The sequence below is a fragment of the uncultured Arthrobacter sp. genome, assembly GCF_964021775.1.
GTDB lineage: Bacteria > Actinomycetota > Actinomycetes > Actinomycetales > Micrococcaceae > Arthrobacter.
The window spans coordinates 26,620-43,411 of sequence record NZ_CAXHZI010000016.1; the positions used below are offsets into that span (position 1 = coordinate 26,620).

The following is a 16,792-nucleotide window of genomic DNA, read 5'->3' on the forward strand; positions in this document are numbered from 1 at the left end:
TGAATTATCCGTCGCGGGTGTTGGATGGTGCGGTGACGCCGGCGTCGACGACGTTTGATGTGTTGCAGGATGCGGGGACGGTGTTTGTTGATGATGCCTCGGGTTCGACGTTGAACCAGGTGTCGGCGGCGCAGATGCGCTTGGGCGGGGATAAGAAGTTGCCGGGGTCGGCGGTGGTGAGTTTCGGGTCGCGGGTGATTGCGGTGACGGATGCGGCGCGGGGCCGGGTGTGGGCGTTGTCGCCGTCGACGGTGAATGGTTTTGATGAGGAGGGCTCGGAGCCGGTGCTGGCGGGGGCGGCGGGCACGGTGTCGGCGGTGGGCTCTGATGACCGGATTTACAGTGCTGATCCCGGGTCGGGGCGGGTGACGGTGACGTCGGTGGATGCCGAGGGCCGGGTGGCGGATTCGCAGGCGGAGACCTGGGAGGGGTTGAAGGGTGCGGGGGATCTGCAGCTGAGTGTGGTGGGGGACCGGCCGGTGGTGCTGGACGCGGGCGCAGGGAAGCTGTTCCTGCCGGGCGGGCGTGAGGTGGCCCTCGCGGACGCGCGGGATGCGCGGTTGCAGCAGCCGGGTCCGGGGGCGGATGCGGTGGCGGTGGCGACGTCGAAGGCGCTGGTTGAGGTGCCGTTGGATGGTTCGGCGGCGAGGACTGTCACGTTTGGCGGGCAGGGTGTTCCGGCGGCGCCGGTGCAGTTGGGCGGGTGTGTGCATGCGGCGTGGTCGGGGGCGAATAAGTATGTGCGGGATTGCGCCGATGATGCCGCTGACCGGAACGTGGCGGTGCCGAAGGCCAGCGCGTCGCCCAGTTATGTGTTTCGGGTGAACCGGGATTTGGTGGTGCTTAATGATGTGAATTCGGGCAATGTGTGGCTGGTGAACCAGAACATGCAGCTGGTGAACAACTGGGACGACGTCATCCCGCCGAAAAACCAGTCCGATGACCAGGACCAGGAGTCCGCGGACAACAACACCATCAACATCCTCCCGGACCGCACCAAACCCAACCGGCCGCCGGAAACCAAACCCGACGCCGTCGGCGTCCGCCCGGGCCGCACCACCGTGCTCAGCGTGCTGGACAACGACTCCGACCCCGACGGCGACGTGCTGACCGCCTCGGTCGCCGGCGACGGCCCCAAGGCCGGCAGCCTGCAGAACATCTACGGCGGCACGGCCTTCCAGATCACCGTCCCGGCCGACGCAAAGCCCGGCACCGAAACCTTCAGCTACAACGCCGCGGACGGCCGCGGCCTCTCCGCCGGCGGCAGCATCACCCTCAACGTCGTCGGCCCGGAGGAGAACCGACCGCCCCTGTTCAAGCGCGGCGAGCCCACCACCATGCTGGTGGAGCAGGGCAAAACGGTCAGCCAGAACATCCTCACCGACTGGACCGACCCCGACGGCGACGACCTGGTCCTGCTGGACGCCAGGGCCGACAACGACCAGGACCAGGTCAAGGTCCGCCGCGACGGCCTGCTCAGCTACCAGGACTCCGGCGCCGCCCCTGGCAAAAAGACCGTCACCGTCACTGTCTGGGACGGCCGCGCCACCACCACGGGCAAGGTGACCGTCAACGTCCAGCCCCCCGGAGCCCTGCAGCCGGTGGTCAACGCGGACCACGTGACCGCCGTCGTCGGCCAGGACCTGGTCATCGCCCCGCTGAAGAACGACGTCGACCCCAACGGCGGCGCGCTGCGCCTCGCCCAGGTGGAAGCCGCCGGGACCGCCGAGCTGGGGCCCGTGACCGACGGCGGAACCTTCACGTTCCGCAGCGACACCCCGGGACCGGTCTACCTGACCTACATCGCCAGCAACGGCCCGCAAAGCACCCAGGGCCTGATCCGGGTGGACGTCGAGTCCGGCAAAGACACCGGCGACCCCGTCGCCGTGCACGACGTCGCCCTGCTCCCGGCCGGCGGCAGCGTGCTGGTCGACCCGCTCGCGAACGACTCGGACCCCGCCGGGGGAGTGCTGGTGCTGCAGTCCGTGCAACTGCCGGAAAACGCCACCGCCTCCGTCAGCGTGATCGACCATGCCGTGCTGCGGGTCACCGACATCAGCGGCAGCAAGGACCCCTTCATCTTCCGCTACACCATGTCCAACGGCAGCAAGTCCGCCACCGGCAGCGTCTCCGTGGTCCCCGTCCCGGCGCCCGCCGTGGTCGAAGCCCCGCAGCCCAAACCCGACGAAGTGAACGTGCGCGCCGGGGACGTCGTCACCATCCCGGTGCTGGCCAACGACACGCACCCGCAGGGCGCCAAACTGACCGTGGACCCGGTGCTGCCGCAGCCCGTCCCGGCCGCGGACGGCAAGAGCTTCGTCTCCGAGAACACGCTGCGCTTCATCGCTGGCGCCGCGCCCAAGACCGTCCGGGCCATCTACAACGCCGTGGACCCGCAGGGCCAAAAGAGCGCGGCCGCCGTCACCATCCACATCCTGCCGCTGGAAGGCGCCGAGAACTCGCGGCCGCAGCCCAAAAACCTCACCGCCCGGGTGGTGGCCGGCGGTTCGGTCCGGATCCCCGTGGAATTGGACGGAATCGACCCGGACGGCGACTCGGTCCAACTCACCGGCATCGACAGCACCCCCGCGATGGGCACCGCCACCGCCGGGAGTACCTTCATTGACTTCACCGCCGCCGGCGACGGCGCCGGCACGGACACCTTCCGCTACAAGGTCGTTGACCGGCAGGGCGCCGTGAACACCGGCACCGTCACCGTTGGCATCGCCCCGCGCGGGGAGGCCAACCAGAAACCGACGCCGGTGGACGACGCCGTCGCAGTGCGCCCCGGCCGGCAGATTGCCGTCGACGCCGCCGGCAATGACACCGACCCGGACGGTGACCCGATCCGGATCCTGACCAACGGGATCGAGGCCGCCCCCGAGTTGCAGGCCACCGTGAGCAAGCAAAGCGGCCGGATCATCCTGCTGGCCCCCGCCCAGGAAGGCACCGTCAACGTCCGCTACAAAGTGGCCGATGACCGCGGCGCCACGGCGCAGGCCGCCGTCGCCGTCAAGGTCCAAAAGGACGTGCCGCTGCAGGCGCCGATCGCCCGGGACGACCGCGTGACCTCCGCGCAGACGCTCGGCAAGACCGCCGTCGACGTCCCGGTGCTCAAAAACGACGAGGACCCCGACGGCGTCGGCGAAAACCTCAAGATCGGCACCGAGGCGAAAACGGCGCGGCCCGGCCCGGACGGCAGCCTGATCGTGGAGCTGGCCGAGCAGCCGCAGCTGGTCCCGTACACCGTCGAGGACGTCGACGGGCAAAAGTCCACCGCGATCGTCTGGGTCCCCGGGCTGGGGCAGCAGGTCCCCACCCTGGCCAAGGACGACGTCGTGGAAGTCGTGGCGGGCCAGTCCGTCACCGTGGACCTGAAGGAATGGGTCAGGGTCCGCAAGGGCCGCTCGCCGCGGATCACCCAGACCGACCGGATCAAACTGATCGGCGCCGACGGCTCGGACCCCGTGGCCAACAACGGCACCGCGCTGAAGTACACGGCCGGCAAGGACTACGCCGGACCTGGCTCGCTGAGCTTCGAAGTCACCGACGGTACCGGCCCGGACGACCCGGCCGGACTGAAATCCACGCTCAGCATCCGCACCCGGGTGCTCCCGGACCCCAACCGGAACAACCCGCCCGAGCTGCTGGGCAGCGAGGTGGACGTGCCCACCGGCGACGCCGCCGGCATCGACCTCGCCCGGCTCACCACCGACCCGGACGACGGGGACGTGCAGAACATGAAGTACGAGCTCGTGGGCGAGGTCCCCGGCGGCCTCACCGCCGGCATCGAGGGACAAACCCTCAAGCTCGCGGCCCGGGACGGCACGGCCGCCGGGACCGACGGCGCCGTACAGGTCAAGGCCCGGGACCCGCGCGGCCTTGAGGCCACCGCGACCTACCGTTTCACCGTCACCGCCTCCAACCGGCCCAAACCGGTGGCGAACGACGACCTGGAACCGAACGCCGCCGCGGGCAAACCCGTCACCGTGCCGGCGACGGCCAACGACGCCAACCCGTTCCCGGAAACGCCGCTGAAAATCGTCGCCGCGACCACGGAAACCGGCTCCGGCAACGTCGCCGTCGACGGCGGCAACGTGGTGGTCACCCCGGCCGGGGGTTTCTCCGGGACCATGGTGGTGGCCTACACCATCGCCGACAAGACCAACGACCCCTCCCGGCAGGCCACCGCCCGGATCCGGCTGACGGTCAAGGACCGCCCGGAGGCACCCACCACGCCGCTGGCGGCCAGCGTGGGGGACGGCACCGCCCTGCTGAACTGGACGGCGCCGGCAGACCGGGGATCCCCCATCACCAAGTACACCGTCTACGGCGACGGCGGCTTCCGGCAGGACTGCCCGGCGAACAGCTGCACCCTGACCGGGCTGACCAACAACACCAAATACCACTTCCAGGTCACGGCCACCAACGCCATCGACGAATCCGAGCGGTCCCCGGCGTCGGCCGAGGTGCGCCCGGACGTCAAACCGGAAACCCCGGCCGCGCCGTCGCTGAAGTTCGGCGACCGGCAGCTCTCGGTCGCCTGGACCGCCCCCGCCTCCAAGGGCTCGCCGGTCAAGTCCTACGACCTGGAGATCTCGCCCGCGCCGCCCGGCCAGAACGCCCAGCTCCAGAACCTTACGTCGGTCAGCTACGTCTGGAAGGGCCTGCAGAACGGTGTGGCCTACAAGGTGCGCGTCCTGGCCCGCAATGACGCCAAAGAACCCTCCGAATGGAGCGCCTACTCCGCCGCCGAAATCCCCGCCGGCAAGCCCGCCACCCCGGCCGCGCCCTCGGCGGCGTCGGCCGGCGCGGTGGGCAGCCAGAGCCAGCTCCGGGTGAACTGGACGGCTCCGGAGAACAACGGCGACGCCGTGTCCTCCTACACCCTGACCACCCTGCGCGGCGGTTCCCCGGTGGCGAGCCAGAGGGTCGCCGGAACCTCGCAGAATGTCACCGTGGACAACTCGGAGGCGGATTACACCTTCACGGTTTCGGCCACGAACAAGGCCGGCACCTCCGGCGTCAGCGCCCGTTCCGCCGCGATCCGGGCCGCCGGGAAACCCGGGCGGGCCTCCGGCGGAACGGTCAAGGAAACCGGCACCAGCGGCCAGCTGAAGGTCACGTTCTCCCCGCTCACTGCGGCCCAGCGCAACGGCTCGCAGGCCAGCGAAATCCAGTACAGCTACCGGGCCGCCACGTCCGGCGGCGTGGTCAAGACCGGGGGCATCGCCGCCGGCGGCGGCACGATCGGGGGCCTGCCCAACGGCCAGGACGTGACCATCAACATCATCGCCACCTCCACCAAGAACAACATCTCCGGCGACGCGGCCGCCATCGGCACGGCGAATCCGTACGGCCCGCCCAATGCGCCCCGGCTCTCGGCCCAGAGTTCCACCACGCAGCAGGTGCACTGGACCTGGAACAACCCGGCCAACAACGGCCGACCGATCCAGCGCTTCGAGGTCAGCTACGAGGGCGGCGGGTGGACCAGCGTGGGCCTGGCCAACCGCTACGACCGGGACACCAACGCCTGGAGCGCCACGAAGAACCTCAAGGTCCGGGCCTGCACGGTGGTCTGCGGACCGGCGGATTCCGCGAACGCCACCAGCGGAAAGAACCCCGCCCCGCCGCCGCCCACCTCGTGGTCGATCCGGGCCACCCCGGTGCGCACCTGTACCGAGCCCAACAGCAGCACGGACAGCTACCGGAACAGCAACCCGGACCAGTGCATCAGCCCGGGCAAGTGGTTCGACACGGGGATCACCGCGCAGACGGACTACTACGTCCGCTGGGGTTCGTCCGGCCGGCTCTGGTACCACCTGACCTCCGGGCCCGCCGCCGGCAACTTTGCCCGGGGCGACACCACCAGCCTGGGCTCCACCCCGCCGCCCGGAATGCCCCGGCGGTGACCATGATCCCGTCGCCTAGACTAAACGCCGGACAACGCGGGGACTCCCTGCCGGCGGACCCCCCCCGATGCTTAACCCGAATGGAAGAGGAACCAGCGCATGACGATGACCACTGAGCAGGCCGAATGGTTTGCCGGCACCTTTGAGAAACTCGTTGCCAACGTGGGGCAGGCCGTGCTCGGCAAGTCCCACGTCATCCGGCTGACGTTCACGGCGATGCTGGCCGAGGGGCATGTCCTCTTCGAGGACGCCCCCGGCACCGGCAAGACCTCGCTGGCCCGGGCCCTCGCGGCCACCGTCCAGGGCTCCAACAACCGCATCCAGTTCACCCCGGACCTGCTGCCCTCGGACGTCACCGGTGTGACCATCTATGACCAGAAGACGCAGAAGTTCGAGTTCCACAAGGGCCCGATCTTCAACAACATCGTCCTCGCCGACGAAATCAACCGCGCCTCGCCCAAGACCCAGTCGGCGCTGCTGGAGGTCATGGAGGAATCCCGCGTCACCGTCGACGGCGCCACCTACGAGGCCGGCCGCCCCTTTATGGTGATGGCCACCCAGAACCCGATCGAGCAGGCCGGCACTTACCGCCTGCCCGAGGCCCAGCTGGACCGCTTCCTGATCAAGACGTCCATCGGCTACCCGGACCATGCCTCCACCGTGCAGCTGCTCGGCGGCGCCAACCTCAAGGACCGCTCCAAGGACATCACGGCCGTGATCACCACCCAGGCCGTCGCGGACATGGCCGACCTCGCCGCCACCACCCACGTGGACACCGCGGTGCTCGAATACATCTCCCGGCTCTGCGAGGAGACCCGCAGCGCCCCGGAGACCCGCCTCGGCGTGTCCGTCCGCGGCGCGCTCGCGATGGTCCGCGCCGCCAAGGTCTGGGCGGCCAGCCAGGGCCGGAACTTCGTGCTGCCCGACGACGTGAAGGACCTCGCCGCCGTCGTCTGGACCCACCGCCTGGTGATGGACCCGGAAGCGGAGTTCTCCGGCGCCACCGCCGACGCTGTCCTGGCCCGGGTGCTCGCCGACGTCGCCGCCCCGCAGCAGCGGGCCGCCGTCTAGGCTCCGACCCCGTCCCCCCCGGGCAGACCCAGCGCCCGGACCATGCACGAACAAAGGCCACCCTATGTCCACCGGCACACCGTTGACCCGGCTTGCTGAACGCCTGAAGCAGCCCCTTTCCCGGGGCGGCAGGCCCGCCCGGCTGCATCCGTCCGCCGTCTGGGCCGAAGCCAGCAGCACCGCCGCCCTGGCGCTGGCTCCGGCCGGACGCGCCGTCCGGAAGCGCTTCCGCCGGCACCTCTGGCCCGTGCTCTCGGTGGTGAGCGTGCTCGGCTGGTCCGTGCTGGCGGCCTCGGTGCTGCTCTGGACCGCCGGCCAGGCCTACGGCTGGCAGGAGGCCAAGGCCGCCGCGATCGCCGGTTTTGTGCTCCTGGTGCTGGCGGTCGGCTTCATTCTGGGCCGCTCCTCCTACGGCGTGCTGCTGGATCTCGCCCGGACACGGGTGGCCGTGGGGGACAGCGCCGTCGGCAGCATCGCGGTGTCCAACACCTCGGCGCGGCCGCTGCTGCCCGCCGCGCTGGAACTCCCGGTGGGCGCCGCCACCGCCGTGTTCCACCTGCCCCGGATGAAACCCGGACAGGTCCACGAGGACCTCTTCACCATCCCCACCGCCCGCCGGGCCGTGATCGTGGTGGGCCCGGTCCGCTCCGTGCGCGCCGACCCGCTGCACCTGCTCCGCCGCCAGGTGCTCTGGACCGAACCCCAGGACCTCTTTGTGCACCCGAAGACCGTGGCCCTGGCCGGTTCCGCCGCCGGCTTCATCCGCGACCTGGAGGGCATGCCCACCACGGACCTCTCCAGCGCCGACGTCTCTTTCCACGCGCTGCGGGACTACGTGCCCGGAGACGACCGGCGGCACATCCACTGGAAAACCACGGCCCGGACCAACAAGCTCATGGTGCGCCAGTTCGAGGAAACCCGCCGGGCGCACCTGGCCATCTCGCTCTCCACCAACACGGACGAGTACGCCTCCGAGGAGGAGTTCGAGCTGGCCGTCTCCGCCGCCGCCTCGATCGGGCTGCAGGCCATCCGGGAGCAGCGCAACCTCGACGTCCTCACCCAGAAAGGGCCGCTGCGCTGCGAGACCGGCCGGAACCTGCTCGATGACCTGACCCGGGTGGTCGGCGCGCCGGAACGCAAAAACGCCGTCGACCTGGCCCGGACCCTCGCCGACACCGTCCCGAACGCCTCCGTGGTGTTCTTCGTCGTGGGCAGCAACGTGACACCCACCCAGCTGCGCTCCGCCTCCGCCTCGGTACCGCCGGGGGTGCGCAGCCTCGCGGTCCGGATCCAGGCCGGCGCCGCCCCGGCCCGGGCGAACATCGCGGACCTGACCGTGCTCACCCTGGGCGATCTCTCCGAACTGGCCATCGTGCTGAGGAAGGCGGCCGCATGAGCACCGCCACGGGGTTCCGTCCCCGCAACAACGCACCGGCCCGTTCCCGCTCCGGCTTCGCCGGCAGCCAGCCGGCCTGGCACTACGCGCTCGACGCCGGCGCCCTCACCGTGCTGCTGGGGCTCGGCGTGCTCGGCTTCAGCCTCAGCTTCGGCGGCGACCCCTACTACCTGGCCGCCGGCTTCGGCGGGATCCTGCTGGGCCTGGGCGTCGCCGCCGCCAAGGTGCACTTCCGGCTCGGGGTGCTGATCACCACGGCGCTGGCGGTGGGCGCCTACCTTGTCTTCGGCACCGCCCTGGCCGTCCCGGAGGCCTCGATCGCCGGGGTCCTGCCCACCCTCGACTCACTCCGGACCCTGCTGGCGGGCGTGGTCTTCGCCTGGAAGGACATGCTCACCGTTGGCGTGCCGGTCGGTACCGCCGGCGGCACCCTGATTGTGCCGTTCCTGAGTTCGCTGCTCACCGCCCTCGCGGCCGGACTGCTGACCTGGCGGCTCAGGAGCCCGTACTGGCCGTTGCTGCCGGTGCTGGTGCTGTTCATCACCGGCATCGCGTTCAGCACCAACGCCGGGTTCCTCACCGTGGAACGCGGCATCTCGCTGACCGTGGGCGCGATCGCCTGGGCCACGTTCCGCCGCGATGCCCTGCGCAGCGGCGACACCCGCAAGGTCTCGGTGAACCGGTCGGACACGGACCAGGCTGCGGCCGGCGCCGCGCGGCTCCGCCGGCTGGGCACCGCCGCCGCCGTGATCGCCGTCGCCGTCGGGATCACCGCCGTCGCATCCCCCCTGGTCACCGCGGACGATGACCGGAAGGTGCTGCGCAACACGATCGTGCCCCCGTTCGACCCGAAGGACTACGTGACCCCGCTGGCGAGCTTCCGCAACTTCGTCAAGGACAAAAAGGACGACAACCTCTTCCTGGTCAAGGGCCTGCCCAAGGACGGCCGGGTCCGCCTCGCCGCCCTGGACTCCTTCAACGGCACCAACTACACCATGGACCCGAACGGTTCGGGCAGCTTCAGCAAGGTAGGCGACGCGAAGTCCCTCAACACCCTCGCCGACACCACCGGGATTGTGCCGACCAACAATTACACGCTGGACATCACGATCGAGGACTACCAGGGGTACTTCCTCCCGGGCGGCCGCAAGACCACCGGCATCAGCTTCGCCCGGGACGGCTCCGGCGCGGCGTCCGGGCTGTACTTCAACTCCGGCACGGACACCGCCGTGACCACCCGCGGGCTGGGCAAGGGCGACTCCTACAGTGTGCAGGTGGCCGACCCGGCCATGCTCGAACACGGGCAGCTGACCCAGTACGACTTCGCCAAGGTGTCGCTGCCGGACCCGGCCGAGGTCCCGCCGGTGGTCGGCTCGCAGGCCAACGACCTCGCCGCGGACGCGCCCACCGCGATCGACCGGGTGCGCCAGATCGAGGCGCACTTCCAGAAGCAGGGCGCCTTCAGCAACGGCCTGATCGCCGACGGGCAGCTGCCCAGCGTCTCCGGCCACAGCGCCAACCGCATCCGCAGCCTGCTCACGGCCAAGCAGATGCTCGGTGACGACGAGCAGTACGCCGTGGCGATGTCCCTGATGCTGCGCCACCTGGGCATCCCGTCCCGGGTGGTGATGGGGTTCTACCCGGATCCCAAGAGCCCCGAGAACGGCGCCGGCGAGGTGCAGATCACCGGCAAGGACGTGCACGCCTGGGTCGAGGTGGCCTTCGACCGGGTGGGCTGGGTGTCCTTCGACCCCACCCCGCCCAAGGACAACGTGCCGATCCCGCCGGACCCGGAGAACAAGTCCAAGCCCAAGCCGCAGGTCCTCCAGCCGCCGCCCCCGCCGCAGGAGCCGGCCGAGCTGCCGCCGGACTCCTCGCCGGACGCGCTGGACGCCGACGAGAAGAAGAACAACCCCTGGCTGTTCTGGGGGCCCCTGCTCGCCGCGATCGGTACGGCGCTAATCCCGGTGGCGGTCCTCGCGCTGCCGCTGCTGCTGATTGCCCTGCTGAAGTCCCGACGCCGGAAAGCCCGCTTCACCGACGGGCACCCGGCGCAGCGCGTCGGCGGCGGCTGGAACGAAGTCCTGAGCCTGGCGACCGACCTGGGCGCCGGGGTGGACCACCGCGCCACGCGGCGGGAGTCCGCCGCCGTGCTCGGCGAGGCCTTCCCGGCAAGCCAGGGCAGCACCACGCTGCTGGCGCACCGGGCCGACGCCGCGATCTTCGGCGCGGGCCAGCCGAGCGAGGACCAGGTGCGTGAATACTGGGAGATCGTGGACGGCTCGCTGAAGGAGATGACCGGGACGGTGGGTTTCTGGCGCCGGCAGCAGGCCCGTTTCTCGCCGCGCTCGCTGCTGGCCGACGGCCGGGCCGCGCTGAAGCTGCGCGGGCTCCGCCCGGTGTTGCCGGGCCGGGGCCGTAACGCTCCAGCTAGTACAGTGGAGCCCGGTCCGAACCAGGAACCGCAGGGAACAGCCAGGAAGAACCGCAACGAGCCATGACCGACGACGTCGAGCGCTGCCCGCGCTGCCAGCAGCCGATCCGCCCGGGCGCCGCGTTCTGCACCTCCTGCGGGGCGCCGCTGGGCAACCGTTCGGCGCGCAGCGCCCGGCGGCCGGACGCAACACCCGGTACTATCCCGGTAGCGCCTTCGGGGCAGGGCGGACCGTCCGTACCGGGGCCGGCGGGCCCCGGACAGCGTGTCCGCGGACAAGGGGGAGGTACGGTTTTGCCGAACAAGCTTGAGCTGGTTCCCGCCGACGCCGGAAAACGGCTCGGGGCCGCGGTGCTGGACTGGACCGGCCCGGCGGCGCTCCTCGTGGTGCTCTTCGCCGTCGGCTTCGCCGGGGTCACCCAGACACGCAGCGGCGGCTCCATCATCTACAACACCTCCTCGCTGGTCCTCTACGGCGGCATCGGGCTCGGCGCCACCCTGGTGTACATCCTGGTCCAGGCCGTACTGGAGGGCCGGTCCGGCGCCACCCTCGGCAACCGCATCGTGGGGATCCGCAGCGCCGACGCCGACGGGTACGCGCCCGGCGGGGGAGCCGTCTTCCTCCGCGGCCTGATCACCGGAGCCGGCGTGCTGCTCGCCGCCCTCGCCGCCGTGCTGGTGGTGGTTTTCCAGTGGTTCGGAGCCGCACTGGTCCTCCTGGGGCCGCTCGCCCTGCTGGGTGCCGGCTGGGCCGTCCTGGTGGTGATCTCCAACCGCTGGGACAACAACAGCAGGCTGCGCGGCTGGCACGATACCGCCGCCAAGACCCTGGTCTTCGATATCAAGGCCGGCCGGAACCCGATCACCACCGGCGGCATCCAGGGACCCTACAGCTTTGCCCCGCTGGACCTTCCCCCGGTGCAGCAGGTCGCCTCACCGGTGGCGGGCGCCGCCCGGCTCCAGCCGCAGCCCGCGCCCGTGCCCGCGCCCGCCGGGGCTCCGGCTCCCGAGGCCCCGGCGCCTTTCCAGCCCGCACCGTTCCAGCCGGCTCCCATGCCCGCTGCCGCCGACTCCAGGCCCGCGCCGATTGAGGCCGCCCGGAGCCAGGCCGTGAACAGCCGGGCGTTCAGCCCGCACCCGGACGACGACCACGACCGCACCCAGGTCCGCGGCGACGGTTCCGCCCCGGTCACGGTCGCCATCCTGCGGATCAGGATCGACGACGGCCGGGAAGTCGAACTGGACGGCTCCCTGCTGATCGGGCGCAACCCCGCCGGCCACCCCGGCGAGGAATCCGTCCAACTGCTGCCCGTGGCCGACCCGGGACGCTCCATCTCCAAGACCCACCTCCATGTGCTGGCCGGAAACGGCGGCATCTGGGTGACGGACCGCAACTCCACCAACGGAAGCGCCGTCACGACGCCGGACGGTATCCGCACCGCACTGGCACCCGGGGAACCCACCCACGTACGCCCCGGATCCACCGTGCACTTCGGTGACCGCTCCTTCTACCTAGGACAGGCATGACATCCCAGCCGGCTTCCGTTCCTCCCGCCAAAGCCTCCGCAGCCTCCTCCGGTACTGCTCCCGGCAGTGTTCCCGGCAGTGTTCCCGGCAGTGCTCCCGGCAGTGTTCCCAGCCTGCGGCTCAACTGCGGCTACGGCACCGACCGCGGCCTGCGCCGCGAGATGAACGAGGACTCCTTCATCGCGGCCGACCCGGTGTTCGCGGTCGCCGACGGCATGGGCGGCCATGAGGCCGGCGAGATCGCGAGTGGCATCTGCGTGCGCACCCTGTCCGAGATCCCCCAGCTCGCCACGGGGGAGCGGGACGCCACCGCCGCCGTCGTCCAGCAGTACCTGCTGCAGGCCGATGCCAGCATCCGCGAGGAGACCGGCTCGCGTGCCGGCACCACGCTCTCCGGCGTCGTTGTGGTGGAACAGATGGGGATTCCGTACTGGCTGGTGCTGAACATCGGCGACTCCCGCACCTACCGGCTCAGCCAGGGCAAGCTCAGCCAGGTCAGCGTGGACCACTCCGAGGTGCAGGAGCTGGTGGACGCCGGCGAGATCACCGCGGCCGAGGCTGCGGTGCACCCGCGCCGGCACGTCGTCACCCGGGCGCTTGGCACCGGCGATGAGACGGAAGCAGACTACTGGCTGTTGCCCGTTGAGGAAGGCGACCGGATCCTGGTCTGCTCCGACGGGCTCAACGGCGAGCTCGACGACGAGCAGATTGCCGACATCCTGGTTTCCGAGCCGGACCCGCAAGCTGCAGTGGACCAGCTGATCCAGGCGGCCCTGCGCAGCGGCGGCCGCGACAACGTGACCTGCATCGTGGTGGACGCGAGCAACGTCGCCAGCGAGGACGGCACCCAGACCGCTCCGCGCACACCGGCGGAAGCCGAAGACGAAAACACCCTGCCGCGCACCGAGGTCCTGGATGTGGCCCCCGACGGTGCCGTCGGCGGGAACGAAGGCGGATCCGCGGCCGGGTCCGGCGAGGGGCGCCATGGCGCCCGCTAGCCGCACCGCCGCCGTCAGCTACACGCCGGGAACCTGGCTGGGCGTGGTCCGCTCCGAAACCGTGGTGTTGCTGCGCCCGGACACGGACCGCGCCCTGGTCGACTCGCTTTGGACGCTGCTGGCCGGCAGTCCGGAGATCCCTGAGGTCCTGGACGCCGTGACCTCGGCCTCGGGCGGTCCGCTCGCCCGGCTGCCCTGGTTCGGGATCGTGGGGCTGCGCGGTTCCCTGCAGGTCTTCCTGCGCGGCGGGATCGACCTGAACGTCCGGCTGGACGGCGGGGAATCCGTCGAGCTCAGCGGCCGGGACGTCACCACATGGACCGAGCGGCGCTTCGCAGCCCCGGACGGCTTCAGCGTTGCCGTCCCCGAGGCCGCTTATGCTGCCGGCACTGCGGCGGCCGCCCAGGCCGGGCCGCTGCCGCTGGGCGACGGCGTGGTCCTGCTGCAGGGGCTGCACTGCGCGCTGACCGGCGACGGGAGTTCCGCGGACGTGCCGGTGGCGGCCGCGCCTGATTCCGCTGCGACTGATTCCGCTGCGCCTGATTCCACTGCGCCGGGTGCTGCCGTCCCTGCGGCGGCTGCGACTGTTGCCGCCGGGGACGAGCAATTGCTGGCCGCCGCCGAGGCGGACATCGCCGCCGAGCAGGAGGAGCACGACAGCTCCGCGGAAACGGTGCTGGAATTCCCGGAAGCGGACTTCGACGCCGGTCCCGACCTCGCGGGCACCATGCAGGATGTCCCGGCGCCGGATACCGCCGAGCAGGAGCCAACCGGCAGCTACGACCACCTCTGGGAACAGACGGTGATGCGGAGCATTGAAGACGCCGCCGTGCGCGAGGACCCCGAGGCGGAACCGGAGCCCGGCCCGGGTCCCGCCGCGCCGGAGCCGGCCGACGCGGGGGACCCCACGGCCGCCCCGGCGCCCGGCGCGGCGGAAGAGCCAGCCGAAGACGAGCCGGCAGCGGCTCCGGCGGCCGGGCCCGCGCACGTCCCGGCGGTCCCCACCGGCCTGATCGACTCGGTGCCCTGGCGAACCGGCGGTGAGCGGCCGGCGAATCCGGTCCCGCCGGCGCCGCGCGCCGCCCCCGGGCCCGACGCTCCGCCGTCGCTCTTTACCCCGCCGCCGGTCCCGCCGGTGCCCACCGCCCCGGCCGCGCCCCGGCCGCCGGCCGATGACGCGGACCACGACGGCCAGACCATTATGAAAAACGACCTCGACGGCCCCGGCACCGCCGGGCAGCGCGCCGCGCCGCCGTCGGACGCCCAAAACCCCGGCACCGGTCCCATGGTGCTGGCCCGGGTGTGCCCGCAGGGCCACGCGAACCCGCCCACCAACGCCCAGTGCGCCTACTGCGGCCAGGCGCTCCCCGGCGACGGCGTCCAGGTCCGGCGCCCGCGGCTGGGCCGGATGCGGCTGTCCACCGGCGAGCTGATCGACCTTGACCAGTCGCTTATCGTGGGCCGGCAACCGTCGGTCTCCCGCGTCCAGGGCGCCGTGATGCCCAAACTGGTCCAGGTGGCGAGCCCCGGCGGGGACATCTCCCGCTCGCACGTGGAGGTCCGGCTCGAGGGCTGGCACGTTATGCTCTGCGACCTCAAGGCCACCAACGGCACGGTGCTGCTGCGCGAGGGCCAGGCCCCGCGCCGGCTTGCCCAGGGCGAGATGGCGATCCTGTTCGACGGCGACATCGCCGAACTGGGCGACGGCATCCAGCTGCGCTTCGAGGAGCTGCTGTGAACGCCAAACGCCCCGTGGCCCCGCCGCCCAGCATCCCGGGGTTCACCTACATCAGCCTGCTCGGCTCCGGCGGATTTTCCGACGTCTACCTCTACGAACAGGACCGGCCGCGCCGCAAGGTAGCGGTGAAGGTGCTCCTCTCGGACCTCAAAACCGAGGGGGCCCGCCGCCGCTTCGAATCCGAGGCGAACCTGATGGCGCAGCTGTCCTCGCACCCCTACATCGTGACGATCTTCGAAGCGGAAATCACCGATTCCGGCCACTCCTACCTGGCCATGGAGTACTGCTCGCGGCCGAGCCTGGACGTCCGGTACCGGCGCCAGCGCTTCAGCGTGGACGAGGTCCTGGCCGTCGGCATCGAGGTGGCCTCCGCCGTCGAAACCGCGCACCGCGCCGGGATCGCGCACCGCGACATCAAACCGGCAAACATCCTCGTCACGGACTACAACCGGCCGGCGCTGACCGACTTTGGCATCTCCGGCACCCTGGCGGGGGACCAGGATGAGGACGCGGGCATGTCCATCCCGTGGTCCCCGCCGGAACAGTTCAGCGACCGGCAGGTCGACGGCGTCCTGGTGGACGTCTGGGCGCTCGGTGCCACGCTCTACACGCTGCTGGCCGGCCGGTCCCCGTTCGTGCTGCCGGGCGCGGATAATTCCCAGCGCGAGCTGATCTCCCGCATCACCAGCCTGCCGGTCCCCAAGCTGGGCCGCGCCGACGTCCCGGAGTCCCTGGAACTGGCCCTGGCTACGGCGATGGCCAAATCGCCCGACTCCCGGTACTCCTCCGCCCACGCCTTTGCCCTGGCGCTGCAGCGCATTCAGGCCGAGCTGAACCTCTCCGTGACACCGTTCGAGGTCCTCGAGGAGCCGCGGGCCGACGAGCCGCACCCGGATGACAGCTTTGAGGAAACCCGGGTCCGCAGCGTCGCCGCGATCGACCCGGACGCCACCGGACACGCCCCGACGTTCCCGACCCGGCTGCCGGGCGCCGCCGTGCCGGACGACTCGACGACGTTCAACAACGGCGTCCACAGGGGGACCGGCAGGGACGCCGGGAGGGACGCCGGGAGGGACACCGTCCAGCGGCCTGCGGCCCTGCCGGGCTTCGCCGCGCCGTCCTTCCCTGCCCGGCCGCCTGCCGCGCCGCGACCGGCTGGGGACGACGACGTCGCGGCCACCGTCAACCGCTCCAGCGTCGCACCGCGGGACGGTGCCGGAGACGGAACCGCCGCCGAACCGGCCGACGCCGCCCCTGCCGGCCACGGCCGCCGGAACCTGGTGCTCTCGATCGTGGGCGGCGCCGTCCTGGCGGTCGCCGTCGTCGTCGGCATCATCGCCGGCACCACCAGGCCCGAGCCGGCCCCCAGGGCATCCGAGCAGGTCAGCAGGCCGCCCGCGGACGCCATCGATGAGGGCACCGTCCCGGACGTCACCAACATCGTGGGCAGACCGGGGGCTGACGGAAAGTTGAGATTCACCTGGACGAATCCGCAGCCCAAACCCGGCGACAGCTACAAGTGGCGTGTCTACGATGACGGCACGTTTCAAGCCACCGAGAAGCCGGAGGCAAGCGTCGTTTTCGGGACGGGGCAGTTTTTCTGCGTCCAGGTGATGATTGTCCGCCGGGACGGATCGTCTTCGCCGCTGGATATTGATAATTCCGTTGGTTGCTACACCCCTAAATGACACTATGAATGGCCCTGAGGAGACACGC

The 16,792-nt window shown here is 71.0% G+C and carries 9 protein-coding genes; 8 read left to right on the forward strand and 1 reads right to left on the reverse strand.

Annotated features, from left to right (window positions below; all coding sequences use genetic code 11):
- Window positions 1-4: 4 nt before the first annotated feature.
- On the reverse strand, window positions 5-307 hold the full coding sequence (locus tag ABIN76_RS13035) for a hypothetical protein (protein ID WP_346960117.1): 303 nt from the start codon (window positions 305-307) through the stop codon (window positions 5-7).
- A 64-nt stretch (window positions 308-371) separates the two neighbouring features.
- On the opposite strand from ABIN76_RS13035, the gene ABIN76_RS13040 reads away from it, so the two are divergent.
- From ABIN76_RS13040 to ABIN76_RS13075, 8 genes are all read left to right on the forward strand, one after another.
- Window positions 372-5,912 (forward strand): Ig-like domain-containing protein, encoded by a 5,541-nt coding sequence (locus tag ABIN76_RS13040; RefSeq protein ID WP_346960118.1) that lies wholly within the window; start codon window positions 372-374, stop codon window positions 5,910-5,912.
- Window positions 5,913-6,011: 99 nt separating this feature from the next.
- Window positions 6,012-6,983 (forward strand): MoxR family ATPase, encoded by a 972-nt coding sequence (locus tag ABIN76_RS13045; protein WP_346960119.1) that lies wholly within the window; start codon window positions 6,012-6,014, stop codon window positions 6,981-6,983.
- Between the two features lie 64 nt (window positions 6,984-7,047).
- The gene (locus tag ABIN76_RS13050) at window positions 7,048-8,379 is read left to right on the forward strand and encodes a DUF58 domain-containing protein (protein ID WP_346960120.1); all 1,332 of its coding nucleotides are present in this window, start codon (window positions 7,048-7,050) and stop codon (window positions 8,377-8,379) included.
- Window positions 8,376-10,880, forward strand: coding sequence for a transglutaminase-like domain-containing protein (locus tag ABIN76_RS13055; RefSeq protein WP_346960121.1), 2,505 nt, complete (start codon window positions 8,376-8,378; stop codon window positions 10,878-10,880). Before ABIN76_RS13050 ends, ABIN76_RS13055 begins: the two co-directional genes overlap by 4 nt.
- Window positions 10,877-12,340 (forward strand): RDD family protein, encoded by a 1,464-nt coding sequence (locus tag ABIN76_RS13060; protein ID WP_346960122.1) that lies wholly within the window; start codon window positions 10,877-10,879, stop codon window positions 12,338-12,340. Before ABIN76_RS13055 ends, ABIN76_RS13060 begins: the two co-directional genes overlap by 4 nt.
- Complete coding sequence (locus tag ABIN76_RS13065; RefSeq protein WP_346960123.1) at window positions 12,337-13,338, forward strand: protein phosphatase 2C domain-containing protein; 1,002 nt, start codon at window positions 12,337-12,339, stop codon at window positions 13,336-13,338. Before ABIN76_RS13060 ends, ABIN76_RS13065 begins: the two co-directional genes overlap by 4 nt.
- Window positions 13,325-15,076 (forward strand): FHA domain-containing protein, encoded by a 1,752-nt coding sequence (locus tag ABIN76_RS13070; protein ID WP_346960124.1) that lies wholly within the window; start codon window positions 13,325-13,327, stop codon window positions 15,074-15,076. Before ABIN76_RS13065 ends, ABIN76_RS13070 begins: the two co-directional genes overlap by 14 nt.
- Window positions 15,073-16,764 carry a serine/threonine-protein kinase gene (locus ABIN76_RS13075; protein WP_346960125.1) on the forward strand — a complete coding sequence of 564 codons (1,692 nt, stop codon included), beginning with the start codon at window positions 15,073-15,075 and terminating at the stop codon, window positions 16,762-16,764. The genes ABIN76_RS13070 and ABIN76_RS13075 overlap by 4 nt, the downstream gene beginning before the upstream one ends.
- The last annotated feature ends 28 nt before the right edge of the window (window positions 16,765-16,792 follow it).

Coding starts and splice junctions, on each gene's coding strand:
- ABIN76_RS13045 (WP_346960119.1), top strand. CDS start 6,012: ATGACGATGACCACTGAGCAGGCCGAATGGTTTGCCGGCACCTTTGAG.
- ABIN76_RS13050 (WP_346960120.1), top strand. CDS start 7,048: ATGTCCACCGGCACACCGTTGACCCGGCTTGCTGAACGCCTGAAGCAG.
- ABIN76_RS13055 (WP_346960121.1), top strand. CDS start 8,376: ATGAGCACCGCCACGGGGTTCCGTCCCCGCAACAACGCACCGGCCCGT.
- ABIN76_RS13060 (WP_346960122.1), top strand. CDS start 10,877: ATGACCGACGACGTCGAGCGCTGCCCGCGCTGCCAGCAGCCGATCCGC.
- ABIN76_RS13065 (WP_346960123.1), top strand. CDS start 12,337: ATGACATCCCAGCCGGCTTCCGTTCCTCCCGCCAAAGCCTCCGCAGCC.
- ABIN76_RS13070 (WP_346960124.1), top strand. CDS start 13,325: ATGGCGCCCGCTAGCCGCACCGCCGCCGTCAGCTACACGCCGGGAACC.